The sequence below is a fragment of the Nonomuraea sp. NPDC059194 genome (assembly GCF_042754765.1).
In the GTDB taxonomy this organism is placed as follows: domain Bacteria; phylum Actinomycetota; class Actinomycetes; order Streptosporangiales; family Streptosporangiaceae; genus Nonomuraea.
This window is the reverse complement of record NZ_JBHZBH010000033.1, coordinates 14047-40633: the sequence shown is the minus strand read 5'-3', so window position 1 is coordinate 40633 and position 26587 is coordinate 14047. Positions and strand designations below refer to the sequence as shown.

Genomic DNA, 26587 nt, shown 5'->3' with positions numbered 1-26587 from the left:
GTGGGACGACCAGCCAAGTTCGGAGCCGACAAGATCCTTGACGCCGCCGCGGCGCTGGCCGCGGAGGGCGGCCACGAGGCCGTGACTGTCACGGCGGTCGCGGCGCGCCTGGGCGCGCCCAGCGGATCCATCTATCACCGGTACGGCTCGCGCGACCTGCTGCTGGCGCACCTGTGGATCAGGGCCGTCAGGCGCTTCCAGGAGGGATTCCTGCTCGCCGCCCGCGCGCCAGACCCGGCCGAGGCGGTGCGGGCGTCGGCCGCGCACGTCGTCCGATGGTCGGCCGAGCACCCGGACGAGGCCCGCCTGCTGCTCGCGCACAACGTGGCCGAACTGCGCGAACGGTGGCCGGCCGAGCTCGGCGAGGAGCTCGACAAACTCAACACCGACGCCGCGGCGGCGCTGCGCGAGCTGGCGGCGCGGCTGCCGGGCGACGCGTTGGAACGGGTCACGTTCGCGCTGGTCGACGTGCCCGTCGCGGCCGTGCGGCGGCATGTGCTGGCCGGGCGGGCCGTGCCCGAAAGGGCGGTACGGCTGGCGGAGGCGGCCGCTCTGGCGGTAGTTTTGGAGAGTGACCTCTAAAACTGTGGACGACCTGTACGCGGCCTTCGCCCAGGAGGACCCCGCCGCGCTCCTCGCCACCCTCCATCCCGACCTGGTCCTGAGGGTCAGCGAGGGCATGCCGCTGGACGTCGGCGGCGAGCACTGCGGGCCGCAGGCCGCCCTCGCCGACTGCTGGGCTGTGATCTTCCGGGCCTACGACACCCGTCCCGTCCCCGAGGAACAGGTGTGGGCGGGCGATGACAGGGTCGTCGTCTTCGGGCACTACCGCGGCGCCGCACGTGCCACGGGACAGGCCTTCGAGGCCGCCTTCGCGCACGACCTCGGGCTGAAGGACGGCCTCATCGCCACGTTCACGCAGGTCACCGATACGGCCCGGTGGCCGCGCGCATGAGGTCGCCGACCCTGACGACGCCCATGCATCTGCCCACCTCGTCCGTCACCACCAGGTCGTCGTAGACGCGGGCGCTGTCCCGCCCCGCGACCTGCATCGCGGCGATGGCCGGGGTGGTCCTTGGAACGGTCCTCGGCGGGTCGGCCAGCCGTAGCGCGGGCTTCTTGCCGTGCAGGGCGTGGCCGTACCGGCTGGCGATCGACAGCAGGAACCTGCTGCGGTCCAGGCTGCCCTCGGGGCGCTGGTACTCGTCCACCAGGATCACGCTGGTGATCGAGGGTTCGGTGCCGAACGCCTCCACCACCTCCTCCGCCGTCGCCGCGGCCGGCAGCGACACCGCGGGCAGCAGCAGCTCGTGCACGCGCGGGCCGAGCATCAGGTCGGTCCTGGACGGCTTGCGCACCGGCAGCGGCACCCGCACCATGCCGTCGGGGCCCGGCCGCAGCAGCGGCCCCTCCGCCAGCCGTACCCCCCAGTCGCGCACGGCCGCCAGCTGCGCCCCCGTCGTGACGGCGGGAGCCAGCACGTGCGCGCCGATGCCGCGTGCCAGCGTCGCCAGCGCCTGGCCCGCCGCGGCCCTCCTGTGGTCCTCGGGGACGCGCGCGACCAGCTCGGGGGCCAGCACGATGACGCCGCCGGTCTCGAGGTCGATCACAGGGGAGACGGCGGCCGGAGCTTCCTGGTCGTACTGGGGAAGCAGGGGAGTCTGGGGAGACACGTCAGAATTGTGGAGCGAATCCCAGCAGTCCCAGAAGCCTCCAGGAACGAAATTCACCGACTTTTCGCCACAAGTTCCAGCTCAGAGGGGCCCACCGGCTACGCTGCCAGGGTGAAAGCGCGGCCGGCGAAGGGCGGGGGACGGTGGGTGTCGGTGCCCCCCGAACGCCTCCAGCGGTGGATCGACGGGTTCGCCGACCGCCACGGCCCGTTCGAGGCGACCGGCGACACCCATGTCGTACGGCTGGCCGCCGCCGACGGGGCGATCGCCGAATGCCACGCGCCCTTCCCCCCGATGCCGTCAGGCTCGCCGAGGGTGACCGGCCTCGTGACGCACGCCCGCGCCGACCGCCTGGTCGGGGTGGTGCTGGTCCGCCTGGGCGGCTACGCGGCGGGCGTCTTCGACGGCGTACGGCTGGTCGCCTCCAAGGTCGACTCCCGCTACGTCCAGGGCCGCACCGCCGCGGGCGGCTGGTCGCAGCAGCGTTTCGCCAGGCGCAGGAGCAACCAGGCCGACCAGACCTACCAGGCCGCCGCCGACACCGCGCTGCGGGTGCTGTCGCCGCACCTGGAGGCGATGACGGCAGTGGTGTTCGGCGGCGACAGGAAGGCCGTCGACTCGATCCGGTCCGACCGGCGGCTCGCGCCGCTGTTCGCGATGGAGGCCGAGCCGTTCCTGCCCGTGCCCGACCCCAAGCTGGCCGTCCTGCGGGAGACGCCGCAGCTCTTCCGCGCGGTCCGCATCCACGTCACCGATCCGGAGTAACGATCAGGGCGCCGCCCGCCGCCGCCACGATGCGCGCGCGGCGCACAAAGGAACGCGCGCGGTACAGCGGGGCGGGACGAAAATTTTCATCCACAGCCTTGGTAATGTCAATTATCGACATCTGTCATGAAGCCTCATAGTGTGCACCCGACACCCCCCGTTCGAGGAGCGCTCATGACACGATTAGCCGCTCTTGTCGCCTCGGCCCTCTCCGCCCTCCTCATCCTGGCCGGCCAGCCCGCCGCCGCCGACCGCACGACCCCGCTGCGCGCCGCCTTCGCCAAGGCCGCCGCCGCTCACGACGTCCCCCGTGACCTGCTCGCCGCGATCGCCTACGCCGAGACCCACCTCGACGGGCACGACGGACAGCCGAGCGCCAGCGGCGGTTACGGCGTGATGCACCTGGTCAGCAACCCCACCACGCACACCCTGGAGAAGGCCGCCGAGCTCACAGGACTGCCCGTCGAGAAGCTGCGCGCCGACACCGAGGCCAACATCCTCGGCGGCGCCGCCGTGCTGCGCTCGATCGCCGACGAGCTCGGGCTCGACGAGGCCGCCAGGAAGGAGGAGGGCCGCTGGTACGAGGCCGTCGCCAGGTACGGCAACGCCTCCACGCCGGAGCTGGCCCGCCTCTACGCCGACGCCGTCTACGAGCTGCTCGGCCTCGGGTTCAAGGCCAAGGGCCTGCGCGTGGCCCCTCGCGAGGTCACCGCCGAGAGGGGACCGTACGCGGGCGCCAGGGACCTGAACGCCAAGGAGCCGAACGCCATCGCCGCCGCCCCCGACTACCCGAGTGCGAGCTGGGTGCCCGCCAGTTCGAGCAACTACACGGTCTCGAGCCGTCCGTCGAGCTACGCCATCGACCGGGTGGTCATCCACGTGACCCAGGGTTCGTACGCCGGATCCATCTCCTGGTTCCAGAACCCGAGCGCTCAGGTCTCGGCCCACTACGTGATCCGTTCCTCCGACGGCGCCATCACGCAGATGGTCCGCGAGAAGGACGTCGCCTGGCACGCGGGCAACTGGAGCTACAACACCCGCTCCGTCGGCATCGAGCATGAGGGCTTCGTCAGCGACGCCTCGTGGTTCACCGACGCGATGTACCGCGCCTCGGCCGCCCTGACCCGCAACATCTGCGACAGGTACGGCATCCCCAAGGACCGCGCCCACATCATCGGCCACAACCAGGTCCCCGGCGCCACGCACACCGACCCGGGCCCGCACTGGAACTGGAACACCTACATGTCGTACGTGACCGGCGGTGGCGGCGGCTCGTGGTCCACCACGGTCGACAACAGCGGCGCGTTCACCGCGAGCGGCAACTGGGGCACCTCCAGCTACTCCGCCCAGCGCCACGGCGCCGACTACCGCTTCGCCGGCCCGGTGGCCGCCAGCGATCCCGCCTGGTTCCGGGCCAACCTGCCCAGCACCGGCAGCTACCGGGTCGAGGTCTGGTACCCGTCCGACCCCGGATACAACAGCGCGGCCCCCTACATCGTCGCCGCCGCCGGCGGCAACCAGACGGTGTACGTCGACCAGCGGTCGGGCGGCGGTGGCTGGCGCAATATCGGCACCTTCACGCTCAACGCCGGTGACCGCGACGTCGTGGGCGTCAGCCGCTGGACCACCGGCACCGGCTACGTCATCGCCGACGCCGTCCGCATCACCCGCCTCTGACCAGAACGAACACGGTACGGCCCGCGGCGCCTCGCGGGCCGTACCGCTGTTTTCGGAAGCAAGAGCGGGAAGCCCCGGGCCGTCTCGTCCGTTAACCAGAGGAGGAGGCGTGCCCCTGCCCCGTACACTGATCCCCGTGCACACTCCCGATTGACCCCGGCCCCCACGCCGCATGACCGACTTTCCTATCCCGGGAGTGTCCTCCTAACCATGATCATCGCCAGTGATATCGAGCTGCGCGCGGGCTCGCGCCTGCTCATCGAGAACGCGTCGTTCCGGGTCAACCCCGGTGACAAGATCGGCCTGGTCGGCCGCAACGGCGCGGGCAAGACCACCCTGACCAAGGTCCTCGCGGGTGAGGGCATCCCCGCCGCGGGCTCGGTCACCGCCGCGGGCAGCGTCGGTTACCTGCCGCAGGACCCCCGCCAGGGCGACCTGCAGGTGCTGGCCCGCGATCGCATCCTGTCGGCCCGCGGTCTCGACGAGGTGCTGCGCAAGCTGCGCGCGGCCGAACTCGGCATGAGCAGCGACGATTCGCGCGTGCGTGACAAGGCGGTCAGGCGCTACGGCAAGCTCGAGGACCAGATGCACGTCCTCGGCGGTTACGCGGCCGAGTCCGAGGCGGCCTCCATCGCCTCCAGCCTCGGATTGCCCGACCGGGTGCTCGGGCAGCCCCTGGAAACGCTGTCCGGCGGGCAGCGCAGAAGGGTCGAACTCGCCCGAATTCTCTTCAGTGGGGCTGAAACTCTCCTTCTGGACGAACCGACAAACCACCTCGATGCCGACTCAATTGGGTGGCTTCGGGATTTTTTGCGCTCGCATCAAGGTGGCTTGGTGATCATCAGCCACGATGTTGGTCTACTTGAAGCGACGGTCAACAAGGTCCTCCACCTCGACGCCAACCGCAGCGTGATCGACATCTACAACGTCGGCTGGAAGGCGTATCTCGCCCAGCGCGAGACCGACGAGAAGCGCCGCAAGCGCGAGCGCGCCAACGCCGAGAAGCAGGCCGGAGCCCTGCTGGCGCAGGCCGACAAGATGCGCGCCAAGGCCACCAAGGCCAAGGCTGCTCAGGACATGATGCGCCGCGCCAACCGGCTGCTGTCCGGCACGGAGGAGGTGCGCAAGGGCGACAAGGTCGCCAAGCTGCGCTTTCCCGACCCGCTGCCGTGCGGCAGGACGCCGCTGGTGGCCGAGGAGCTGTCCAAGTCGTACGGCTCGCTGGAGATCTTCACCGATGTCAGCATGGCCGTCGACAGGGGCAGCAGGGTCGTCATCCTGGGCCTGAACGGCGCGGGCAAGACCACGCTGCTGCGGCTGCTGGGCGGCGTCGAAACGCCCGACACCGGCGAGATCAAGCCGGGTCACGGTCTCAAGGTGGGCTACTACGCCCAGGAACACGAGACCCTCGACGCCGAGCGCACGCTGCTGGAGAACATGCGGTCGGCGGGCGGCACGTTCACCGACACCGAGCTGCGCAAGGTGCTCGGCTCGTTCCTGTTCACCGGCGACGATGTCGACAAGCCGGCCGGCGTGCTGTCGGGCGGCGAGAAAACCCGCCTGGCGCTGGCGATTCTGGTGCTGTCGAGCGCCAACGTCCTCCTTCTCGACGAGCCCACGAACAACCTCGATCCCGTCAGCAGAGAGCAGGTACTTTCGGCGCTAAGGTCCTATTCTGGGGCGATCGTGCTGGTTACGCACGACGAGGGTGCTGTTGAGGCTCTGCAACCCGATAGGGTGATCTTGCTACCTGACGGAACTGAAGACGCTTGGAGCGCTGAATTTTCCGATCTTGTGGCACTTGCCTGATCTTAATTTGAGCGGGTAGGGATCTTTTCCCCTGGAGTAGGTAGCCGATCCCGCTGAAATGACTGATCATGGCGGAGTAACGCTGCGGAAGTCTGGCACTACAGGAGGTACTCGTGGCCGAGACTCTGAAGAAAGGCACCCGGGTGACCGGGGCCGACCGTGAGAAACTGGCCGGCGATCTCAAGAAGCGCTACGCCGCGGGTGAGAGCATCCGCGCCCTGGCCGCTTCGACCGGCCGGTCGTACGGGTTCATCCACCGCATCCTCAGCGAGTCCGGTGTGACTCTGCGCGGACGCGGCGGGGCCACCCGAGGCAAGTCCAAGCGCTGAGGCCGCCTCGGATACGCGCGACCGCAGCCGCTCGTCTCCCAGTCAGCGTGCCGTCGCGCCCGACCCTACTAGAACCTCATTCTGGGGAATCGGTAGGCTCGGGCGCGACGGACCAGCGAGGGAGCGAACTCGCCCCGAAAGGGCGGGCGAGCGACCCGTGACCACGCGGGAGTGAGCGATGGCGGAAGCGACGCTTGGGGGGAGTGCGGCAGACGTCTCCTACGAGGAGGCCGGACTGCGCTACGAGGTGGACGGTGAGATCGCGACGATCACGCTGGATCGGCCGGACAAGCGGAACGCACAGACGTTCGCTACCTGGTCGGCTCTGGCTCGAATCGGTGACGACCTGCCTGAGCAGGTTCGTATCGTCGTGGTCCAAGGTGAGGGACCGTCCTTCTCAGCAGGGATCGACCTGCGGATGTTCACACCCGAGGGGGTGCCGGGACAGGGCTCGTTCAGCTCGGTGGCACAACTCGACGAGAAGCCTTTCGAGCAGCGAATCGAACAGGCCCAGCAGGGTTTCCTGTGGCTACGCCGTCCGGAGATCGTCTCCATCGCCGCGGTTCACGGTCACGCCATCGGCGCCGGATTCCAACTGGCGCTCGCCTGTGACCTGCGGATCGTGGCCGACGACGTCAAGTTCTGCATGAAGGAACCCGCCCTCGGACTCGTGCCCGACCTGACGGGGACCAAGCCCCTCGTCGACCTGGTCGGCACGGCGAAGGCGATCGACATCTGTCTGACGGCCAGGGTCGTGGACGCCGAGGAGGCGTTCAGGATCGGACTGGCCGAACGCGTCGTCAGCAGGCAAGAGCTGGCGCAGGCCGTACAGGAGAAGACGGCCGGGCTGCTTTCGACCAACCGCGACGCGGCGACGGCCACCAAGCGGCTGCTCCAGGGCGCGAGGGGGCGCACCCTGGAGGAGCAGGCGGCGGCCGAACGGGCCGAACAGAAGGCCAGGATCAAGGCGTTGTTCGCCGGTAGCTGACAAGGGAATCAGCGGCGGCCGGCCGGGGCTGTGATGGGCGATGGCGATGATGGGTGGGGGCTTCGGGCCCCAGACGATGCGGTCGCTGCGGCGTGACGACTCGGTCATGAAGCAGCGGCTTCGCCCCGGCACGGTCAGGCGCATCGCGGGCTACGGCCGCCCCTTCGGCGGTCTGATCACCGCCTTCCTGGTGCTGGTGGTCGCGGGCGCGGTCATCGTGGTCGCCAACCCGCTGCTGATGAAGGCCGTCATCGACGACGGCATCCTGCCCAAGCGGCCCGACGTCGTCGTGAGCCTGGCGGTCGCGATCGCGGTGCTGGCCGCGCTCGACGCGGGCCTGACGCTGGCCCAGCGGTGGTTTTCCGCCCGCATCGGCGAGGGCCTCATCTACAACCTGCGCACCGAGGTCTTCGACCACGTGCAGCGCATGCCGGTGGCCTTCTTCATGCGCGCCCAGACCGGCGCGCTGGTCTCCAGGCTCAACACCGACGTCATCGGCGCGCAGCGGGCGCTGACCAGCACGCTGTCCTCGGTCGTCGCCAACGTCATCAGCCTGGTCCTGGTGCTCGGCGCGATGCTGGTGCTGTCGTGGCAGGTCACGCTGATCGCCCTGGTGCTGCTGCCCATTTTCATCTTCCCCGCCAAGTGGGTGGGGCGGCGGATGTCGGCGCTCACGCGCGAGCAGATGCGGCTCGACGCCGAGATGAGCTCGGTGATGACCGAGCGCTTCAACGTGGCCGGCGCCATGGTCGCCAAGCTGTACGGCAGGCCGGAGGAGGAGGCCGACACCTTCGGCGGGCGGGCGGCGCGGGTGCGCGACGTGGGCGTCACCGTGGGCATGTACAGCACCGTCTTCAGGGTCGCGCTCGGCCTGGTCGCCGCCCTGGCCACGGCTCTGGTCTACGGCATCGGCGGCGTGCTGGCCGTGCGCGACGTCTTCGAGCTCGGCACGCTGGTCGCCCTCGCCGCCCTGCTGATGCGCCTGTACGGCCCGCTGACCTCGCTGTCGAACGTCCACGTCGACGTGATGACCGCGCTGGTCAGCTTCGACCGCGTCTTCGAGGTGCTCGACCTCGAGCCGATGGTCGCCGAGAAGCCGGCCGCCAGGCCCGTCACCCCGGGCCCCGTGACGATCGAGTTCGACGACGTGCACTTCCGCTACCCCGCGGCGGAGGAGGTCTCGCTGGCCTCCCTCGAGTCGGTGGCCAGGCAGGACACCGGGCCCTCGCAGCCGGTGCTCAAGGGCGTCTCCTTCACCGCGCGCCCGGGGCAGCTCGTCGCGCTCGTCGGCCCCTCGGGCGCGGGCAAGACCACCATCACCTCGCTCGTCTCACGCCTGTACGACGTCGGCGAGGGCACGGTGCGGCTGAACGGGCTCGACGTGCGCGACGCCACGCTCGCCTCCATCCGCGACACCGTGGGCGTCGTCATGCAGGACGCCCACCTCTTCCACGACACCATCGGCGCCAACCTGCGCTACGCCAGGCCCGAGGCCGACGACGAGGAGATCTGGGAGGCGCTGCGCGCCGCGCAGATCGCCGACCTGATCGAAGGCCTGCCCGACCGGCTCGACACCGTCGTCGGCGACCGCGGCTACCGCCTGTCTGGAGGGGAGAAGCAACGGCTCGCGCTGGCCAGGCTGCTGCTGAAGGCGCCCAGCGTCGTCGTGCTCGACGAGGCCACCGCGCACCTCGACTCCGAGTCGGAGGCGGCGGTGCAGCAGGCGCTGAAGACGGCGCTGGCCGGGCGCACCTCGCTGGTCATCGCGCACCGGCTGTCGACGATCCGCGAGGCCGACGAGATCCTCGTCGTCCAGGACGGCAGGATCGCCGAGCGCGGCAGGCACGAGGAACTGCTGGCGCGCGGCGGCGCCTACGCCGAGCTCTACCGCACCCAGTTCGCCGCCGAGGCGCCCGACGAGCGGGCCTGACGGCTCCTCACGCGTAGCCGAGCCTGGTCAGCTCCTCGCGCGCCACCTTCTCCACCAGCTCGCGGTCCTCGGCACGCAGCCGGGTGCGCCACACCCCGACCTCGGGGACGCGCGTGCCGTACAGGGCGACCTTGGACACCCGCGTCTCGAGGAAGCTCGACAGCGAGGCGACGCTCTCGCCGGTGGAGTGGAGCAGGTCCTCGTAGCGGACGGTCAGCAACTGCTCGGCCGGCAGCTGCCTGCGCAGCGTGGCGCTGAGCCGCACCGCGCTGCGCCAGCGCAGCGCGCACTTGCCCGCCGTCGGCATGCTCTTCCACCGTTCGCGGTGCTCGTCACGGTTGACCCCGAGGAAGGCGTTGGGGAACTCGGTGTCGTCGGTCAGCATCGACGGCTTGAACCAGGCCAGGCAGGCGGGGTCGGCGGCCATGTCGCAGGTCACGTCGCGGCCGTCGCGGATCAGCTGCACGAACCGGGCGTCGGGAAAGGCCTGCAGCAGGACCTCGGCGCTGTAGAGCAGGTCGGGGCTGGCGTCGCCGAAGCGGGTCACGGTGGCCGTGGCGACGCAGGGCCCGCCGCCCGTCACGCCGCCCGCCTCCCTGCACGGCGCCGCGCACTGGCCGCACGAGCCCGGCAGCACCTGCCACGACTCGGCGAGCGAGTCGCGCAGCACCCTGACCGCGCCCGAGCTGCGCCCGATGGAGGGACGGCGGGCGAAAGCGTGCACCACCTGCGCCACCGACTGGCGGCCCATCGTCAGGTGAAAACCGGGCGAGCGCTTCAGAGCACGCGCCAGCAGGTCCGCGCCGGAATGCGGGGCTCCGAGCAGGAACACCGGCCTGCGGACCTTGATGCCGTTGACCACAAGAATGTGGGGCGGAGGTCGCATACGTCGGTTAAGTGTGACACCGTTTGCGAGGTGAACGAACCGGCCACGCCAACATCCGCCGACACCGTTTCCAGACCTCTCCGCCTGCGCGCGGATGACACCGTGGCCATCGTCTCGCCGTCCGGCCCACCGAACGCGGCGCTGCTGCATCGAGGGGTGAAGCTGCTGGAAGGGCTGGGGCTGAAGGTCGTGCTCGGCCCGCACGTCCTCGACCGGCAGGGCTACCTCGCGGGCTGCGACGCCGACCGCGCCGCCGACCTGCAGGCGGCCTGGTGCGACCCGGCCGTCTCGGCCGTCTTCTGCTCACGCGGCGGGTACGGCGCGGCCAGGATCCTCGACCTGCTCGACTGGCACGCCATGCGCGCGGCAGGCCCCAAGATCCTGCTCGGCTCCAGCGACATCACCGCCCTGCACCACGTCTTCAACGTCGAGCTGGGCCTGCCCACGCTGCACGGCCCGATGCCCGCCTGCCGCCCGCTCACCTTCGAGGAGGAACCCGAGCCGGCGACGTGGGAGCATCTGCGGGCCGCGCTGTCCGGCCAGTCCCCGCCCGTCACGGGCGACAGGGTGCTGCGCGAGGGGCGCGCGGAGGGCGTGCTCGCCGGTGGCAACCTGTCGCTGCTGGCCTCGCTGTGCGGCACGCGCTACCAGCCGTCGTTCGCCGACCGGCTCGTGCTGCTGGAGGACATCGGCGAGCAGCCGTACCGGATCGACCGGATGCTCACCCAGCTCCTGCAGTCCGGCGCCCTCGACGGCGTGCGCGGCATCGCGCTCGGATCATGGGTGGAATGCGGCGATCCCTACCCGGTGCTCGCCGAGCGGCTGGTGCCGCTCGGGGTCCCTGTCATCGCGGGGTTGACAGTGGGACACGGCACACCACAGAGGTCTGTGTGGCTCGGATCGCTTGGTGTTATCGATACCGAATCGTGCTCCCTTACTGGTCTGCTTGGCGCGGCGGAGCAGGCAATGTAAGACGCATAGGGAGAAAACCAACGATTCCGGAGGCGGGGACGCGTGAAGTTCTTCAGGCGCGACCGGGAGCCCTCCCGGAGATCTGTCGAGGAGATCGACCTCGACTCTCTGCTCGCGCTCGTCGCCGACTCCCTCGGCTACACCTGCGAGTTCGCGCGCGACGGCGGCTCACTGACCCTCGGCGGCGGCAGAGAGATCCGGGTACGGCTGGCAGGCCTGCGCCGCGAGGCGGGCCGCCGCTCCCGCGAGGACTGGCCCGTGCTGGTGTCGGAGCACCTGGCCAACGCGGTCGCCGCCGCCGACGACCTGCTCGACGTGTGCGACCTCGCTCAGATCAAGCCGCTGCTGCGCACCAGGGTCGAGTCGGTCGACGCCGTTGACGACCTCACCAGGGTCGTCGGCCGCTCGCTCAACGGCGACCTGGTCGAACTGCTCACCGTCGGAGCCCGTTTCGTCCGCCCCGAGGAGGCCGGCTGCTGGCCCATCCCCTCCGGCCAGGCGCTCGACCTGGCGCTGGCCAACGTGCGGCAGGACGAGCGGCTGACCCTCTCCCACCTCGACCTGGCCGGGCTGCAGGTCTGGCGGCTGTCGGGCCGTACCGTGGCCGCGGCCGCGCACCTGCGCTGGCTCGCGCAGTACGTCACCGTGCCGGAGGACGGCGTGCTCGTCATCCTGCCCGACCCCGCCACGCTGGTGCTCTACCCGGTCGACGGCATCGGCGTCGTGCGCGCCATCGAGCGGCTGCGCGTCCACGCCGAGCGCGCGGACGGCCTCAGCCAGCAGGTCTACTGGTGGCACGCGAGCCGGCTGACCCTGATCCGCGCCGACATCGTGCTGCAGGACGGCCAGACCAGGCTCGTGGTCGCCCCGCCCCCCGAGTTCGCCAGAGTCCTGGCCCGCCTGGCCGCCTGACCCCGACCTCTCTAGCTCAGCGCCCGGGCGGCGTGGACGAGCGGAACGTGGGAGAAGGCCTGCGGGAAGTTGCCGACCAGGCGGCCGTAGCGGGGGTCGTACTCCTCCGATAGCAGCCCCACGTCGTTGCGCAGCGTCAGCAGCCGGTCGAACAGCGCACACGCCTCGTCGGTACGGCCCTGCATGGCCATCACCTCCACCAGCCAGAAGCTGCACGCCAGGAACGCGCCCTCGCCACCCGGCAGGCCGTCGACGTCGTTGTCGGCGGCGACCGGATAGCGCAGCACGAACCCGTCGGTGAGCAGCTCCCGCTCGATCGCCGCCACCGTGCCGGCCACCCTGGGGTCGTCCACCGGCAGGAAGCCGACGATCGGCATCAGCAGCAGCGCCGCGTCGACCTCGTAGGAGCCGTAGGACTGGGTGAAGGTGTTGCGCGTCTCGTCGTAGCCCTTCGCGCAGACCTCCTCGTGGATGCGGTCACGCACCTCGCGCCACCGCTCGACGGGCCCGGTGCGGCCGAAGTTCTCCACCTGCCTGATGGCCCGGTCCACCGCCACCCAGCACATCACCTTGGAGTGCGTGAAGTGCCTGCGGGGGCCGCGCACCTCCCACAGGCCCTCGTCGGGCTCGTCCCAGTGCTCCTCCACGTAGCCGAGCAACTCCCGCTGGATCGACCACGCCCGGTCGTCGGGGGCCAGCCCGGAGGTGCGCGAGGAGTACAGGCAGTTCATCACCTCGCCGTAGACGTCGAGCTGCAGCTGGTTGACCGCGCCGTTGCCGATGCGCACGGGGCGGGAGTCCTCGTAGCCGTCGAGCCAGCCGAGCTCCATCTCGGGCAGGCGGCGCTCGCCGGCCACGCCGTACATGATCTGCAGGTCCTGGGGTCTGCCCGCGATGGCGCGCAGCAGCCACGCGCGCCAGGAGGCGGCCTCGTCGAGGTAGCCGGAGCCGACGAGCGCGTCGAGCGTCATGGTGGCGTCGCGCAGCCAGCAGAAGCGGTAGTCCCAGTTGCGCACGCCGCCCAGGTCCTCGGGCAGGGAGGTGGTCGGCGCGGCCACGATGCCGCCCGTGGGGGAGTAGGTCAGCGCCTTCAGCGTGATCAGCGAGCGGACCACCGCCTCCCGCCACGGACCCTTGTAGGTGCACTGGCTCACCCACTCGTCCCACAGCTCCTCGGTCTGCACGAGGTGCTCGTCGGGCGAGATCAGGCGCGGCATCGGCTCGTGGGAGGGGTTCCAGGTGAAGACGAACGACAGGCGCTCGCCCGCCTTGACGGGGAAGGTGGCGCGGTGGGCGTAGTCGCCGCCCTTGAGCGGAACGGGGGAGTGCAGCCATACGGAGTCGGGGCCGCCGACCGCCTGCAGGTGGCCGTCGCTGCGGCGCACCCAGGGGACGATCCTCCCGTAGTCGAAGCGGATCCTGATCTGGGTGGACATCTCCACCGTGCCGGACACGCCCTCGACGATGCGCACCACGTCGGGATTGCGGTCGCGGGGCGGCATGAAGTCGATCACCCTGACCGTGCCCGTGGGCGTGTCGTACTCGGTCTCCAGGATCAGCGTCTCGCCCCGGTAGCGGCGCCGGTCGGCGACCGGCCGGCCGGTGGGGCCGAGCCACCAGTGACCGTTGCTCTCCTTGCCGAGCAGCGCCGCGAAGCACGCCGGCGAGTCGAACCTCGGAAGGCAGAGCCAGTCGATCGATCCGTCGCGGCCCACCAGCGCCGCCGACTGCATGTCCCCGATGAGGGCGTAGTCCTCGATCCGCATGATCCGACGCTACAGCGACCAGCGACCATCGAAGGAGATTTCGCGGGAGATGCGCCTTATGCGGGGAGTGGGAAGCGCCGGGCGAACAGCTGCGTGAGCGGGCCGATCGCCACGGCGAACAGCAGCGTGCCGACGCCGACGGTGCCGCCGAGCAGCCAGCCGACCGCCACGACGGTGATCTCGATGAGGAAGCGGGACAGCCGCACCGAAAGCCCGAGCCTGATCAGGCCCGTCATGATGCCGTCGCGCGGGCCAGGCCCCATCCCCGCGCCGATGTACAGGACGGTCGCCAGGGCCACGGCCGCGATCGCGACCAGCAGGTAGACCCACGCCAGAGCCCAGTGGCCCGGTGTCGGCAGCAGGAACAGCGCCGCGTCGGCGAACAGGCCGAGGAAGACGATGTTGCTGATCGTGCCGATGCCCGGCTTCTGCCGCAGCGGGATCCACAGCACCATGACCAGCGCGCCCACCAGGATGATCCAGGTGCCGATCGACAGTCCGGTCCTGACGGCCAGACCCTCGTGGAAGGCGTCCCACGGGTCGTTGCCGAGGCTCGACTCGATCTGGAGGCCGATGCCGGTGCCGTACAGGGCCAGGCCGCCGTAGAGGCGGAACAGGCGGGACGGCAGGGAACCCAGGGAAGGAACGGAAACTTCGCTCATAATGGTCTTAATCATCCAGGCCAATGGCTTGCGCCAAAAGGGCCAATCAGCGAAAGTGGCCTTATGCCGGAACGTCGCCTGTCCGCTCAGCAGCTCGGCCGGCTCCTCGACGTCGACCGCTCGGCCCGGCCGCTCTACCGGGCGCTGGCCCAGGCCGTGCGCGGTCTGGTGCGCGACGGCAGGGTGCCGGTGCGCATGCGCATGCCCGCCGAACGGCACCTGGCCGAGCAGCTCGGCGTCAGCCGCACGACCGTGACGGCCGCCTACGACCTGCTGCGCGAGCAGGGCTACCTCGACAGCCGCCAGGGCGCGGGAAGCTGGACGGCGCTGCCCGACCCCTCGGTGTGCGCCGACAACCCGTGGCTTGCGGTCGACGACGACGGGCTGCTGCAGATGCACTGCGCCGCCTCACCGGCCACCGCGATGCTGTCGGAGGCGGTGGCCGAGGCCGTCCAGGACCTGCCCAGGTACGCCATGGGCGCCGGCTACGACCCGATGGGCCTGCCCGAGCTGCGCGAGCGCATCGCCGCCCACTACACCGCCAGGGGCCTGGCCACCCGCCCCGAGCAGGTCCTGGTCACCACCGGCTCCCAGCACGCCCTCCAGCTCGTCATGGGCCTGCTCGTCAGCGCCGGCGACCCCGTCATCGTCGAGTCGCCCACCTACCCCCACGCCATCGACGCCGCCCGCCACCGGATGGCCCGCGTCGTGCCCGTCGGCGTCTCGGCCGAGGGCTGGCAGCTCGACCTGCTGGCCAGCGCCATGCGCCAGTCCGCCGCCCGCCTGGCCTACCTCATGCCCGACTTCCAGAACCCGACCGGCGCGCTCATGGACGACGCCACCCGCGCCGCCGTCGTCGGCCACGCCAGACGCCTGGACACCACGCTCCTGGTCGACGAGACCTGGGCGGAGCTGGCGATCGACGAGGCGCCCAGGATGGCGCCGATGGCCGCCTTCGACACCGACAGCAGGGTCATCACCATCGGCTCGGCCTCCAAGCTGTGGTGGGGCGGGCTGCGCATCGGCTGGATCCGCACCACCGCCGCGATGGCGCGCGCCCTGGCCGTGCACCGCTCCGCGGTCGACATCGCCAGCCCCGTGCTCGACCAACTCGTCGTCGCCGGACTGTTCGACCGCATCGAGCAGACGCGCGCCGAGCGCCGCCGATCCCTGGCCACCTCCCGCGCGGCGCTGGTGAGCGCGCTGCGCGAGCATCTGCCCGAGTGGAGCTTCACCGTGCCGCGCGGCGGCGGCACCCTGTGGGTACGGCTGGCGGGCGAGGGCGCGACCCCGCTCGCCGAGAGCGCCGCCTGCCACGGCGTGCGCCTGGCGCCAGGTCCCTGGTTCGGCGTGGGCGGCACCCTCGAGGGCTACCTGCGCCTGCCCTTCACCCAGCCGCCGCAGGTCATCACCGAGGCGGTCGCCCGGCTGGCCATGGCCAGGGACACCGGCCCCGTCGGCTCCCGCCCGGCTGACCCGCTCATGCGGATGGTGTGAGGCCCGCTCAGTCGGAGGGTTTGACGCCGGAGGCCAACGGGGCCCGCCAGCCGTACTTCATGGCCAGGATGCGCAGCCCGAAAGCCAGCACGGCCGAGGCCAGCACGGCGGGCCAGCCGTGCAGGTCCAGCTCGAACAGCGCGGCCATCGCGGCCGAGCCGAGCATCGCGGGCACGGCGTAGAGCTGGCGGTCGTAGAGCAGGGTGGGGATCTCACCGGCCAGCATGTCGCGCAGCACGCCGCCGCCGACGGCCGTGGTGACGCCGAGCAGCGCCGCGTGCAGCGGCGACAGGTCGTACAGCAGCGCCTTCTCCGTGCCGACCGCGCAGAACAGGCCGAGACCCGCCGCGTCCAGCACCAGCAGGACCGGCATGATGCGGGTGACCTGCGGGTGCCAGAAGAAGACGATCGCCGTCGCGGCGACGGGCGTCAGCACGTACCCGAGGCTCTGGAAGGCGGCGGGCGGCACGTTGAGAACCAGGTCGCGCATGATCCCGCCGCCCAGCGCCGTCATCGACGCCAGCACCGCCATGCCCACGACGTCGAGACGTTTGCGGACGCCCATCAGGGCGCCGGTCAGGGCGAAGACGAAGATTCCGACGAGATCCAGCAGTTCAGACACGACGATTAGTGTGTCAGGGCCCGGCCGGAGCCACGTCCCCCTCGGCCATGATCGCCTTGAGCCTGCGCACGAACATCAGCAGGAACAGTCCCGCCACCAGCGCGATCGCCGCCAGCACCAGGTAGTACTGGGTGAGGGAGAGGAAGTGGGTCAGCCGGAAGGTCTGGCCGCCGATGGCGTCGCCGAGAGCGGCGGCCAGGAACCACACGCCCAGGATCTGGCCCTTGAAGTGGTGGGGGGCGAGCTTGGTCGAGACCGACAGACCCACGGGGCTCAGCGTCAGCTCGCCGATCGTCTGCAGGAGGTACATCACCACCAGCCACAGGATGGACACCCTGATCCCGCCGGCGGCGACGTTGGCGGCCGTGGCCAGCACGACGAAGCTCAGGCCCGCCATGAACAGGGCGAAGGCGAACTTCATCGGGCTGCTCACCCTGCTGCCCCACCTGGTCAGCCAGATCGCCGCGAAGATCGGCGAGAAGACGATGACGAACAGCGAGTTGAAGTTCTGCGTCCAGCCGGCCGGGATCGTGAAGCCGAAAAAGGTCAGGTCGACGCTCTTCTGCGCGAAGGCGGTGACCGGCCCCGGAGCCAGGTCGAAGATCATCCAGAAGACGACGGCGGCGCAGAAGAGCCAGATGTAGGCGCCGAACCTGCGCCGTTCCTGCGGTGTGATGCCGTGGCCGCCGTGGATGATGTAGGACAGGTAGAAGACCGTGACCAGGGCGATGATCGCGGTCACCGTCCAGGTGACGCCGTCCTCGGTGAACAGGCCCGTCACCGACAGCAGCAGGGCGAGGACCACGAGCGCGGCCACGCCGATGAGCACCCACCTGACGGCCAGGCGCCGCTCGGGCGGGGTCAGCGGCTGTGGCACCCGCTCGCCCGCGCCGTGCAGGCTCGGCCTGCCCAGGACGTACCAGATCAGGCCGAGCGCCATGCCCACGGCCGCGGCGCCGAAGGCCAGGTGCCAGTTCGTGTCGCCGGCCAGCACGGGGGTCAGGCTGATGCCGGCGAGCGCGCCGATGTTGATGCCCATGTAGAACAGCGAGAAGCCCGAGTCGCGCCGGGCGTCCTCGTCCTCCCGGTAGAGGTAGCCGACCATGCCGGAGACGTTCGGCTTGAGCAGGCCGGTGCCGGAGACGATGAGCAGGAGGCCGAGGTAGACGAACAGCGGCCCCTTCACCGGCAGCGCCATGCTGATGTGGCCGCACATGATGATGAAGCCGCCCAGCAGGACGGCCTTGCGCGCGCCCAGCAGCCGGTCGGCCACCCAGCCGCCGGGCAGCGCCGTCAGGTAGACCATGCCCTGGTAGACGCCGAGGATCGCGTACGCCGTGGTCTCGGGCAGGCCCAGGCCGTTGCGGATGGCGGGGGCCATGAGGAAGGCGGCCAGGATGGCGCGCATGCCGTAGAAGCTGAAGCGCTCCCACATCTCGGTGCCGAACAGCGTGGCCAGGCCCCAGGGATGTCCGAAAAAGGTCTTGTCCGTCGCCCTCATACCGCCCCCCGACGACACTGTCCGCATATGATCGACAACTGTACGTCACGTCGCGTTCCTGTGCCCTGTCCAGGTCTTGCCCGGGGTGACGGCGTGTGATGCGATGCATGCCACTCGTGCAAGTGAGCACTGACTGGGAGGGCGCGCGTCGTGGCCGATGTCCTTGAGGTACAGGCCGAGATCCTGCGGGAGATCGCCGGCCGTACGGTATGTGAGCAGCTCCAGCAGATCGCCGAACGGTATCCCGACTCGCCCGCCTACTCCGACCCCGTGGACGGCGGCTGGAGCACCCTGACCTACGGCCAGGCCAGGCAGCGGGTGCTGGAGATCGCCGCCGGATTCGTCGCGCTCGGCCTGGAGCCGGGCGAGGCGGTGGCGCTGATGATGGTCAACCGCAGCGAGCACGTGCTGGCCGACCTCGGCGCGGTCCACGCCGGCGGCATGCCCTGCTCGGTCTACTCGACCTTCGCCCCTGACCAGATCGCCTTCGTCGCCGACGACGTGGCCGCCAAGTACGCCGTCCTCGGCGGCGCGGCCGACGTGGCCCGCTGGGAGCCCGTGCTCGACCGGCTGCCGGAGCTCCGCAAGATCATCGTGCTGGACGGCGCGCCGACCTCCGACCGCTTCCTGAGCTGGGCCGACTTCCTCGAGCTCGGCCGGGCCAGGCTCGCCGCCGACCCCGCCGCCGTCGAGGCCCGCTGGCGCGCGGTCACCGCCGGCGACGTGCTCACCGTCCTCTACACGTCGGGCACCACCGGCATGCCCAAGGGCGTGCCGCTCACCCACGCCAACGCCTTCTACGAGTGCGCCGCCACCGACCGCATGACCGCCCTGCCCATGCAGGGCACCCAGATCTCCTACCTCACCTACGCCCACATCGCCGAGCGCGTCCTCAGCCTCTACCTGCCGCTGACCAAGGTCTCCCACGTCCACTTCTGCACCGACCTGGCAAACCTCGGCGCCACGCTCGGCCAGGTGCGGCCGATGATGTTCTTCGGCGTGCCCCGGGTGTGGGAGAAGATGATGGCCAAGCTCCAGGCGCTGCTGGCCGGCCAGCCCGAGGAACAGCAGGACAAGGTACGGCAGGCCATGGCCGCCGGCCGCGCCTACGTCGAGGCCGGCCAGTACGGCAACACCGTCACCCCCGAGATCCTGGCCGCCTACGAGGCCGCCGACGCCGCGCTGCTGTCAGTCGTGCGCGCGATGATCGGCTTCGACCGCGCCGAATGGACCGCCACCGGCGCGGCCCCGCTCCCCGCCGAGGTGCAGGGCTTCTTCGCTGGGCTCGGCCTGCGCGTCATCGACGTCTACGGCATGACCGAGACCACCGGCGCCTTCACCGCCAACAGCCCCGCCTGCTACAAGCTCGGCTCGGTCGGCAGGCCCGAACCCGGCGTCGAGGTGCGCATCGCCGAGGACGGCGAGATCCTCACCCGCAGCCCGCTCAACACCGGCGGCTACCTCGGCAGGGCGGCGCAGGAGCTGATCGACGAGGACGGCTGGCTGCACACCGGCGACATCGGCACCGTCGACGACGACGGCTTCTTCAGGGTCGTCGACCGCAAGAAGGAGCTCATCATCACCGCCGGCGGCGAGAACATCTCGCCCGCCGCGATCGAGAACCACCTCAAGGAGCATCCGCTCATCGGCCAGGCGCTCGCCTACGGCGACAACAGGCCCTTCCCTGTAGCCATCCTCACCCTCGACGGCGAGGTGGCCCCCGGCTGGGCGCAGGCCCAGGGCATCACGTTCACCTCGATGGCCGAGCTGGCCGAGCATCCCGACGTGGTCAAGGCGGTCGAGGCGGCAGTCGAGGCGGCCAACGCGAAGCTGGCCAGGGTCCAGCAGGTCAAGAAGTGGGCGTTGCTGCCGGTGGAATGGACGGCCGAGACCGCCGAGCTCACCCCGAGCCTGAAGCTCAAGCGGCGGGTCATCCACGCGAAGTACGCCGAAGTGATCGAGGGCCTCTACACCGGGTGACACCTTTGCCAACAGGGGCGTGTGTCGCGACCACGGTCATTGCCGGACGGTTCCTACCGTCCAACTCATGACCAAGACAGTCCTGCTCACAACGCTGGTGGCGGGGGCACTGACCGGTCCCGCGCTGGCCGATGCACCCGCCACACTCGCGATCAAGGAAATCACGATCCGCCCCGGCGACCCCGTCGTGGGGCCGCACGGCTCGGTGAAGCTGGTGATCGACGTCGTGGCCAGCGGAGCCGAGGAGAACGGCGTGACCATCAAGGTCGAGCCGGGCAACCCTCCAGGTCCGGTGCTCGACCGTAAGCCGATCGACGGCGGCAAGGTCTTCGGCCCTGTCCCCGCCGCCCGGATGGCGCCCGCCGCCCCGGCGGCGCCGGTGGCCATGAGGGTCGCGCCGCCGCCGGAGGAGATGCCTCCCGCGTTCGCGGCGCCCCGGCCCGCCCTCCCCGCCTCTCCCGGCATCTGGGGGGAGACGCCCGCGCAGGCCGCGCTTGACGACGCTGCGCCGGGCATCGCTACGCTGGTCCAGGCCGCGCCTTCGTCCGCGCCCGCATGGGAGCAGCTTCCGCCTGCCCCCGAGCCCGAGGGGACGCCCGACCCCGCGCCCACGCCTCCATCCGACCCGGACGCTTCCGACCCGGACGCTTCCGACCCGGACGCTTCCGACCCAGACGGTGGGCCGATCGAGCGCGACGGCGTCTGGGAGACCTGGCGCTTCCTTCCCGCCCAGGGCCTCAACCGCTTCTATCCCGCGGGCGCCTGGACCATCACCGCCACCGCCAGGTCGGCGGACGGCGACAGCATCGTCGCCTACGCCGCCTTCAACCTGCGCCGCGACACCAAGCTGAGCTCGCTGAAGGTAAGCGAGGCGCGCGGCACCAGGGGCGTGCGGCTGACGGGGGCGCTGCAGCGGGTCGACCCGAGCGGGGTCGCCGACTTCGCGCCGTTCGCCAAGCAGCGCCTCGAGATCCTCTACCGCCGCACCAGGGACGCGGAGTGGCTGCCGGTGGCGACCGCGACCACCGGCGAGACGGGCCGGTTCGAGCGGCGCCTGCCCGGCAGGGAGCACGGCCTGTGGCGGGTCCGCTTCGCCGGCACCGAGGCGTACGCCGCCGACCAGGCCGGAACCCAGCGCTGAGCCGTCAGTTATCCGATCGTTAGCTTCTTTACTGCAACTTTTCTTTACCCTTACCCGTCATTGGCGTTGACGCACTCCGTGCCGAGCGCGTCTTCCACGGGGAGAGGAAGTTACAGATGATGCGACGACTCGCGGCGGGCGCAGTGGCCGCCGCTCTCGGCGCCTCGGTGCTCGCCATCGCGGGCCCCGCACTCGCCGATCCCGGCTACGACCACGACCCCGACTGGGACGGCGGCCACACCAGGCTGTCGCTCGACGTGGGTCCCGAGCCGGCCTGGAAGGGCAGTGGCATCTCGATCGGCGGCAAGCTCTCGGTCGAGTGCGAGGAGGACTACATCGACGGCTTCGTCTCGGTCCACCACGCCGACTACTGCAAGGACGAGGGGGGCTGGAAGCGGCTGGGCGGCAAGAACATCGTGATCCTGTTCAGGCCGGACAGGTCCGGCCGCTGGGAGCACGTCGACACGGTCAGGACCGGCCGTGACGGCTACTTCCACACGCGGGAGCGGGCCTGGACCTCGGGCACGTGGCGCGCGGTGTTCGAGGGCGCCTGGTACCTCAGGCCGGCCGAGGCGACCGACTGGGTGAAGGTCATCAACCACTGACCTGTCCTCGAAGCAGCCCCGGTCCCGCGCGGGACCGGGGCTCTTTCGTGTCCGCGTGGCAGAGCGCGGGCGGGGTCTTCGGGTGTCCGTGCGGCCATGCGCGGGCCGGGGGTCTTCGGGTGTCCGTGCGGCCATGCGCGGGCCGGGGTTCTTCGGGTCTGCGGCCGGCCGTGCGCGGGTCGGGGTTCTTCGGGTCTGCGTCCGGTGGTGCGCGGGCTGGGGTTCTCGGTTTCTTTACGGCTGCGCACGGCAGAGGCCACCGTGGTCACCGGTGGCCGCCCGTCCATCACGCCGCGCCAGCCGGACTCCGGCGCGCGCCGTCACGTCGCCCGTGAACCATCACGGCCCGGCCGCCCGGAGGTCAGCTCGTCCAGCGCCTCCAGCAGGCGTTCGACCTCCTCGCGTTCGTTGTAGTGGACCAGGCCCGCCCGCACCGCCGACCCCGAGTCCCTGATGCCCAGCGCCATCGTGGGCTCCCACGCGTAGCAGTGCCCGTCCCACACGTTGATCCCGCGCGCAGCCAGGTGCTCGGCGACCTGGCGGGGCGAGTGGCCGTCCACCGTGAAGTAGACGGTGGCGGTGCGCCGCCGCGGCGAGCCGACCAGCCGTACCGGAGGGAGCGCCGCCAGTCCTTTGAGCAGGTGAGCCAGCTCGGCCTGCTCGTAGGCGGCGACGGCGGACATGGAGGTCAGCAGCCGCGCCCTGCGCGAGCCCTCGGCCTGGGGATCGAGGGCGGCCAGGTGCTCCACGGCCGCGCTCACGCCCGCCAGGTCGGCGAAGGGCAGCGTGCCCGTCTCGAACCCGTCGGGCGCCTGGTCGGGGGAGGAGGCCAGCTTGTCGGGCCGCAGCGCGGCGAGCAGGTCGGGCGCGGCGACCACCGCGCCGATGTGCGGGCCACTCCACTTGTAGGCGCTGGTGGCGTAGAAGTCGGCGCCGAGGGCCGTCATGTCGACGGGGCCGTGCGGGGTGGCGTGCACGCCGTCCACGTAGACGAGCGCGCCCTGGCCGTGGGCGATCGCGGCGATCTCGGCGACGTCGGGGATCGTGCCGAGCACGTTGCTGGCCGCCGTCACCGCCACCAGCCTGGTCCGCTCGGTGACCAGCTCCCGGTACTGCTCGGCGGGCAGCTCACCGGACGGCACCACGATGTCCGCATATTTCACGACGACGCCCGCGCGTTCGGCGGCCTGCACCCACGGGCGGACATTGGCGTCGTGATCGAGCCTGGAGACGACCACCTCGTCGCCCTCCGCCCAGGTCCTGGCCAGGGTGGCGGCGAACCGGTACGTCAGCGTCGTCATGTTGGGGCCGAACACCACACCGCCCGCCTGGCCGCCCACCAGGTCGGCGACCGCGGCCCGCGCCCCGGCCACGATCGCGTCGGAGCGGGCGCTGGCGGCGAACGCGCCGTGCGCGTTGCCGAGGCCGTCGCGGTAGGCGTCCGCGATGGCGTCGATCACGGTCTGCGGCACCTGGGTGCCGGCGGCGGCGTCCAGCCAGGCGTGTCCATCGGACAGAGCGGGGTACAGCGCGCGTACCCGAGTCACGTCGAAGCCCATGACTCACATCCTGCATTTGCCCTGGACCGAACTCCAGCCGCGAGGATGAGCCCATGAGGAACCGATCCATCGCCAACGTCCCCGTCAGCGCCATCGGCCTGGGCGCCATGCCGATGTCCGTGGCCGAGCACATGCCCGACGAGGCGCAGTCCATCAGGACGATCCACGCCGCGCTCGACGCCGGGATCACGCTCATCGACACCGCCGACGCCTACGCGCCGGCCACCGCGGAGGTCGGCCACAACGAGCGCCTCGTCGCCAAGGCCCTCGCCCTGTGGGACGGCGACCGCGACGCCGTCCTCGTGGCCACCAAGGGCGGTCACACCAGGACGCCCGGCGACGGCTGGGGTCTGGACGGCAGCGCGACCTACCTGCGCAGGGCGTGCGAGCGGTCGCTGAAGGCCCTCGGCGTGGAGGCCATCGGGCTCTACCAGCACCACCGGCCCGACCCGGCCGTGCCGTACGAGGAGAGCATCGGGGCGCTGCGCGACCTGCTGGACGAGGGCAAGATCCGGCTGGCGGGCATCTCCAACGCCGACCCCGCGCAGATCAGGCAGGCCCACGACCTCCTCGGCGGGCGGCTGGCCAGCGTGCAGAACGAGTACTCGCCCCGCTTCCGCACCAGCGAACCCGAGATCGACGTGTGCGCCGAGCTGGGGGTGGCCTTCCTGCCGTGGTCGCCACTCGGCGGCATCTCGGCGGCTGCCGGGCTGGGCGACGCGCACGCCGCCTTCAACGAGGTCGCCGCCGAACGCGGCGTCTCGCCGCAGCGGGTGTGCCTGGCGTGGGAGCTGGCCCGCAGCCCCGTCGTCATCCCCATCCCCGGCTCCAGCCGCCCGGAGAGCATCCTCGACTCGATCGCCGCCGCCGACCTCACCCTGACCCCGGACGAACTCGCCCGCCTCGGCTAGACCCATCAGGGCTGCGTCCGCCGGACCTCCGGGTCGAGCACGGGCGCCCTGGTTTCCGGTCCTGGGTGATCAGTCGTCTGACCACCCAGGCACGGCAGCACAGGATCGATCAGCCCTTGTAGTTGAAGATCTGGCGCAACGTGTGCTGAACCTCCACCAAGTCCTTCTGATCCGCCATCACCTGATCGATGGACTTGTACGCCTCAGGGTGCTCGTCCACCAGGGCAGCGGCTCGGTTCGCATTCCAGGTACGCCCGCGCATTGCTTCCGTCAGGGAGGCCGCAGACAGTTCCCGCTTGGCCTTGGTCCGGGACATGCGGCGGCCCGCGCCATGGGAGCAGGAGTTGTACGACTCGGGGTTTCCGCGGCCGCGCACGATGTACGAGCGCGTGCCCATCGACCCCGGGATCACGCCTTCGTCACCCGTGTCGGCCTTGATGGCACCCTTGCGGGTGATCCAGAGCGACTTGCCGTAGTGAGTCTCCTGCTGGGTAAAGTTGTGATGACAGTTGATGGTGCGGACTCGCTGACCCTTGCCGACCACCCGGAACAGTGCGTTGATCAGGACCTTGTCCATCCGGGCACGCGAGGCCATGGCGTAGCGCTGGGCCCACAGCATGTCCTCGATGTACGCGGTGAACTCCGGCGTGCTCTGGACCAAATAGGCGAGATCCGGGTCTTCCAGGCCGATGGCCTGCTTCTTCATCAGCTTCTTGGCATCCACGATGTGCATCGTGGCGAGCTGGTTGCCGATGCCGCGCGAACCCGAGTGAAGCACCGTCCAGACCCGGTCACGCTCGTCGAGGCAGACCTCCACGAAGTGGTTGCCCGAGCCAAGGGTGCCGAACTGGTCGGATACCTTCTTCGTCAGCCTGGGGTTCAGGTCGGTGTGAGGTAGCCCGAGTTCGCTCAGGGTGCGGTCCATGGACGGATCGGCGTGGCCCTTGCCGACACCGGCCGGGATGCGGTGCTCCACCATGGGCATCAACGCGGCCAGGGTGTCGGGCAGGTCGGCGGCGGTGAGGTTGGTCTCGGTCGCGACCATGCCACAGCCGATGTCGACACCCACGGCGGCCGGGATGATCGCGCCCTCGGTGGGAATCACGGAGCCCACCGTCGCGCCGATGCCGACATGCGCGTCGGGCATGAGAGCGACGTGGCCGGAAACGAACGGCAGGCGGGCAGTACGAGCGGCCTGCATGATCGCGCCATCGTCGATCTCGCTGGCCCACGACAGCAGGTTCGGTGCGGGCTGGTTCGGCATCAGGTGAATCTCCTTACTGGCTCTTGATCAGTTTGGCGTGACCAGGAAGGAAATCCCACTCATTTTACCGCTCAGGGGGTTCACGGGGCGCTTCCCATTTGTCCCCGCATTTCGAGCCGAGGTCCGTACGCGCGCCCCGATGCCGCTTGGTGCGGGTGTCTTTCCGGTCCTCCAGCCACCGGCGGGACGATGATCGACCGCGCTGCCGAACTCCGCATCGTCCCAGCTCACAGCGCTCGCAAAGAAGCTTTCACGTTCCTCCATGCTCACCATTCCCAGCACTTGCGCTGGTCACCCAACCCCCCCAAATCACATCCGTGCGTTCAGGCAACAGCCTTGTGGATCACCTGCGCACGGATGTGCGAAATGAAGAGCGTAAGGGGAGGCCATGAACACACAGACAGGTACTGGGCGGACGGCGGACGCACGGAAATCACGAGGCAAAGGCAGGAGGATTGCCGGCCGAGCGGTGACGGCCGTGGTCACGGCTGCGGTCACGGCCCTGACGGCCGTGGGGATGCCTGCGATGCCGGCCTGGGCGGTGGTCCCCGGCGCCAATGGGAAGATCGCCTTCACCAGCAGCCGGGACGGCAATCAAGAGGTGTACTCGATGAACGCCGACGGCGGCGGGCCGGTCAACCTCACCGACAACCCCGCCGACGACCGTGAGCCCGACTGGGGAGTCGCTCCGCCCGTCGAGTGCACGATCAGCGGAACGCCCGGGAACAACGTGCTGGTCGGCACCCCCGGTAACGATGTCATCTGCGGCCTGGGCGGCAACGACATCCTGCGCGGCGGCGGCGGCAACGACACTCTCATCGGCGGTCTCGGCAACGACGTCCTGGACGGCGGCAACGGCGACGACTCCCTTGACGGTGGTCCCGGATCCGACTTCCTGAGCGGCGGCAATGGCAACGACACTCTCAGCGGTGGTCCCGGCAATGACTTCCAGAGCGGCGGTAACGGCGACGACACGCTCGACGGCGGTCCCGGCGCCAACGTCAACAACGGCGGACTGGGAACCGATATCTGCACCAATCCCGCCACCGGCGCTGGTTGCCCCTGAACCCTGATACCAAGGGACAGGTGACCGGACGATCAACCTCGTGCCACTGGCATCCGTCAGGGGCACGAGGTT

Annotated in this window: 24 protein-coding genes; 16 read left to right on the top strand and 8 right to left on the bottom strand. The window is 70.4% G+C overall.

Annotation, left to right across the window (positions count from 1 at the left end; translation table 11 throughout):
- Together ACFXJ8_RS32090 and ACFXJ8_RS32085 are read left to right on the top strand one after the other, a co-directional pair.
- Complete coding sequence (locus tag ACFXJ8_RS32090; RefSeq protein WP_379647732.1) at positions 1-582, top strand: TetR/AcrR family transcriptional regulator; 582 nt, start codon at positions 1-3, stop codon at positions 580-582.
- On the top strand, positions 572-955 hold the full coding sequence (locus ACFXJ8_RS32085; RefSeq protein WP_379647731.1) for a nuclear transport factor 2 family protein: 384 nt from the start codon (positions 572-574) through the stop codon (positions 953-955). The genes ACFXJ8_RS32090 and ACFXJ8_RS32085 overlap by 11 nt, the downstream gene beginning before the upstream one ends.
- Here the strand turns inward: ACFXJ8_RS32085 and ACFXJ8_RS32080 are convergent.
- Positions 924-1673, bottom strand: coding sequence for a CBS domain-containing protein (locus tag ACFXJ8_RS32080; protein ID WP_379647730.1), 750 nt, complete (start codon positions 1671-1673; stop codon positions 924-926). The two genes, ACFXJ8_RS32085 and ACFXJ8_RS32080, sit on opposite strands and share 32 nt — an antisense overlap.
- A 111-nt stretch (positions 1674-1784) precedes the next feature.
- On the opposite strand from ACFXJ8_RS32080, the gene ACFXJ8_RS32075 reads away from it, so the two are divergent.
- The 6 genes from ACFXJ8_RS32075 to ACFXJ8_RS32050 all read left to right on the top strand — a co-directional run bounded on the left by ACFXJ8_RS32075 (position 1785) and on the right by ACFXJ8_RS32050 (position 9171).
- On the top strand, positions 1785-2438 hold the full coding sequence (locus tag ACFXJ8_RS32075; protein WP_379647729.1) for an acVLRF1 family peptidyl-tRNA hydrolase: 654 nt from the start codon (positions 1785-1787) through the stop codon (positions 2436-2438).
- 174 nt (positions 2439-2612) lie between these two features.
- Entirely contained in the window at positions 2613-4115 is a 1503-nt protein-coding gene (locus tag ACFXJ8_RS32070; RefSeq protein WP_379647728.1) for an N-acetylmuramoyl-L-alanine amidase, read from the top strand.
- 210 nt (positions 4116-4325) lie between these two features.
- Positions 4326-5924: an ABC-F family ATP-binding cassette domain-containing protein gene (locus ACFXJ8_RS32065; RefSeq protein WP_379647727.1), complete on the top strand. Its 1599-nt coding sequence runs from the start codon at positions 4326-4328 to the stop codon at positions 5922-5924.
- Positions 5925-6037: 113 nt separating this feature from the next.
- Positions 6038-6253, top strand: a complete 216-nt coding sequence (locus ACFXJ8_RS32060) for a helix-turn-helix domain-containing protein (protein ID WP_020547488.1) — start codon at positions 6038-6040, stop codon at positions 6251-6253.
- A gap of 178 nt (positions 6254-6431) precedes the next feature.
- Positions 6432-7241: an enoyl-CoA hydratase/isomerase family protein gene (locus ACFXJ8_RS32055; protein WP_379647726.1), complete on the top strand. Its 810-nt coding sequence runs from the start codon at positions 6432-6434 to the stop codon at positions 7239-7241.
- Positions 7242-7281: 40 nt separating this feature from the next.
- Positions 7282-9171, top strand: a complete 1890-nt coding sequence (locus tag ACFXJ8_RS32050; protein ID WP_379647725.1) for an ABC transporter ATP-binding protein — start codon at positions 7282-7284, stop codon at positions 9169-9171.
- Between the two features lie 7 nt (positions 9172-9178).
- On the opposite strand, the gene ACFXJ8_RS32045 is transcribed toward ACFXJ8_RS32050, so the two are convergent.
- On the bottom strand, positions 9179-10057 hold the full coding sequence (locus tag ACFXJ8_RS32045) for a sulfotransferase family protein (RefSeq protein WP_379647724.1): 879 nt from the start codon (positions 10055-10057) through the stop codon (positions 9179-9181).
- Positions 10058-10087: 30 nt separating this feature from the next.
- Between ACFXJ8_RS32045 and ACFXJ8_RS32040 the strand changes: the two genes are divergently transcribed.
- Together ACFXJ8_RS32040 and ACFXJ8_RS32035 are read left to right on the top strand one after the other, a co-directional pair.
- Entirely contained in the window at positions 10088-11029 is a 942-nt protein-coding gene (locus ACFXJ8_RS32040) for an LD-carboxypeptidase (RefSeq protein WP_379647723.1), read from the top strand.
- 42 nt (positions 11030-11071) lie between these two features.
- Positions 11072-11941 carry a hypothetical protein gene (locus tag ACFXJ8_RS32035; protein WP_379647722.1) on the top strand — a complete coding sequence of 290 codons (870 nt, stop codon included), beginning with the start codon at positions 11072-11074 and terminating at the stop codon, positions 11939-11941.
- A gap of 11 nt (positions 11942-11952) precedes the next feature.
- Here ACFXJ8_RS32035 and ACFXJ8_RS32030 read toward each other — a convergent pair whose 3' ends face one another.
- Positions 11953-13707: a glycoside hydrolase family 15 protein gene (locus ACFXJ8_RS32030; protein WP_379647721.1), complete on the bottom strand. Its 1755-nt coding sequence runs from the start codon at positions 13705-13707 to the stop codon at positions 11953-11955.
- 56 nt (positions 13708-13763) lie between these two features.
- Positions 13764-14369 (bottom strand): YitT family protein, encoded by a 606-nt coding sequence (locus ACFXJ8_RS32025; RefSeq protein WP_379647720.1) that lies wholly within the window; start codon positions 14367-14369, stop codon positions 13764-13766.
- 63 nt (positions 14370-14432) lie between these two features.
- Here ACFXJ8_RS32025 and ACFXJ8_RS32020 point away from each other — a divergent pair, with 63 nt between their 5' ends.
- Complete coding sequence (locus ACFXJ8_RS32020; protein WP_379647719.1) at positions 14433-15866, top strand: PLP-dependent aminotransferase family protein; 1434 nt, start codon at positions 14433-14435, stop codon at positions 15864-15866.
- Positions 15867-15873: 7 nt separating this feature from the next.
- Here ACFXJ8_RS32020 and ACFXJ8_RS32015 read toward each other — a convergent pair whose 3' ends face one another.
- Complete coding sequence (locus ACFXJ8_RS32015) at positions 15874-16488, bottom strand: trimeric intracellular cation channel family protein (RefSeq protein WP_379647718.1); 615 nt, start codon at positions 16486-16488, stop codon at positions 15874-15876.
- 13 nt (positions 16489-16501) lie between these two features.
- Positions 16502-17989, bottom strand: coding sequence for a peptide MFS transporter (locus ACFXJ8_RS32010; protein ID WP_379647717.1), 1488 nt, complete (start codon positions 17987-17989; stop codon positions 16502-16504).
- 150 nt (positions 17990-18139) lie between these two features.
- Here ACFXJ8_RS32010 and ACFXJ8_RS32005 point away from each other — a divergent pair, with 150 nt between their 5' ends.
- The 3 genes from ACFXJ8_RS32005 to ACFXJ8_RS31995 all read left to right on the top strand — a co-directional run bounded on the left by ACFXJ8_RS32005 (position 18140) and on the right by ACFXJ8_RS31995 (position 21715).
- Positions 18140-19969: an AMP-dependent synthetase/ligase gene (locus tag ACFXJ8_RS32005; RefSeq protein ID WP_379647716.1), complete on the top strand. Its 1830-nt coding sequence runs from the start codon at positions 18140-18142 to the stop codon at positions 19967-19969.
- A gap of 67 nt (positions 19970-20036) precedes the next feature.
- Positions 20037-21110 (top strand): hypothetical protein, encoded by a 1074-nt coding sequence (locus ACFXJ8_RS32000; RefSeq protein ID WP_379647715.1) that lies wholly within the window; start codon positions 20037-20039, stop codon positions 21108-21110.
- Between the two features lie 116 nt (positions 21111-21226).
- Positions 21227-21715 (top strand): hypothetical protein, encoded by a 489-nt coding sequence (locus ACFXJ8_RS31995; protein ID WP_379647714.1) that lies wholly within the window; start codon positions 21227-21229, stop codon positions 21713-21715.
- Positions 21716-22035: 320 nt separating this feature from the next.
- Here ACFXJ8_RS31995 and ACFXJ8_RS31990 read toward each other — a convergent pair whose 3' ends face one another.
- Positions 22036-23274, bottom strand: a complete 1239-nt coding sequence (locus ACFXJ8_RS31990; protein ID WP_379647713.1) for a cysteine desulfurase-like protein — start codon at positions 23272-23274, stop codon at positions 22036-22038.
- 53 nt (positions 23275-23327) lie between these two features.
- Here ACFXJ8_RS31990 and ACFXJ8_RS31985 point away from each other — a divergent pair, with 53 nt between their 5' ends.
- The gene (locus ACFXJ8_RS31985) at positions 23328-24185 is read left to right on the top strand and encodes an aldo/keto reductase (protein ID WP_379647712.1); all 858 of its coding nucleotides are present in this window, start codon (positions 23328-23330) and stop codon (positions 24183-24185) included.
- 109 nt (positions 24186-24294) lie between these two features.
- Here the strand turns inward: ACFXJ8_RS31985 and ACFXJ8_RS31980 are convergent, their stop codons facing one another.
- Complete coding sequence (locus tag ACFXJ8_RS31980) at positions 24295-25449, bottom strand: RtcB family protein (protein ID WP_379647711.1); 1155 nt, start codon at positions 25447-25449, stop codon at positions 24295-24297.
- 469 nt (positions 25450-25918) lie between these two features.
- Here ACFXJ8_RS31980 and ACFXJ8_RS31975 point away from each other — a divergent pair, with 469 nt between their 5' ends.
- The gene (locus ACFXJ8_RS31975; RefSeq protein WP_379647710.1) at positions 25919-26515 is read left to right on the top strand and encodes a calcium-binding protein; all 597 of its coding nucleotides are present in this window, start codon (positions 25919-25921) and stop codon (positions 26513-26515) included.
- Positions 26516-26587: the final 72 nt, after the last annotated feature.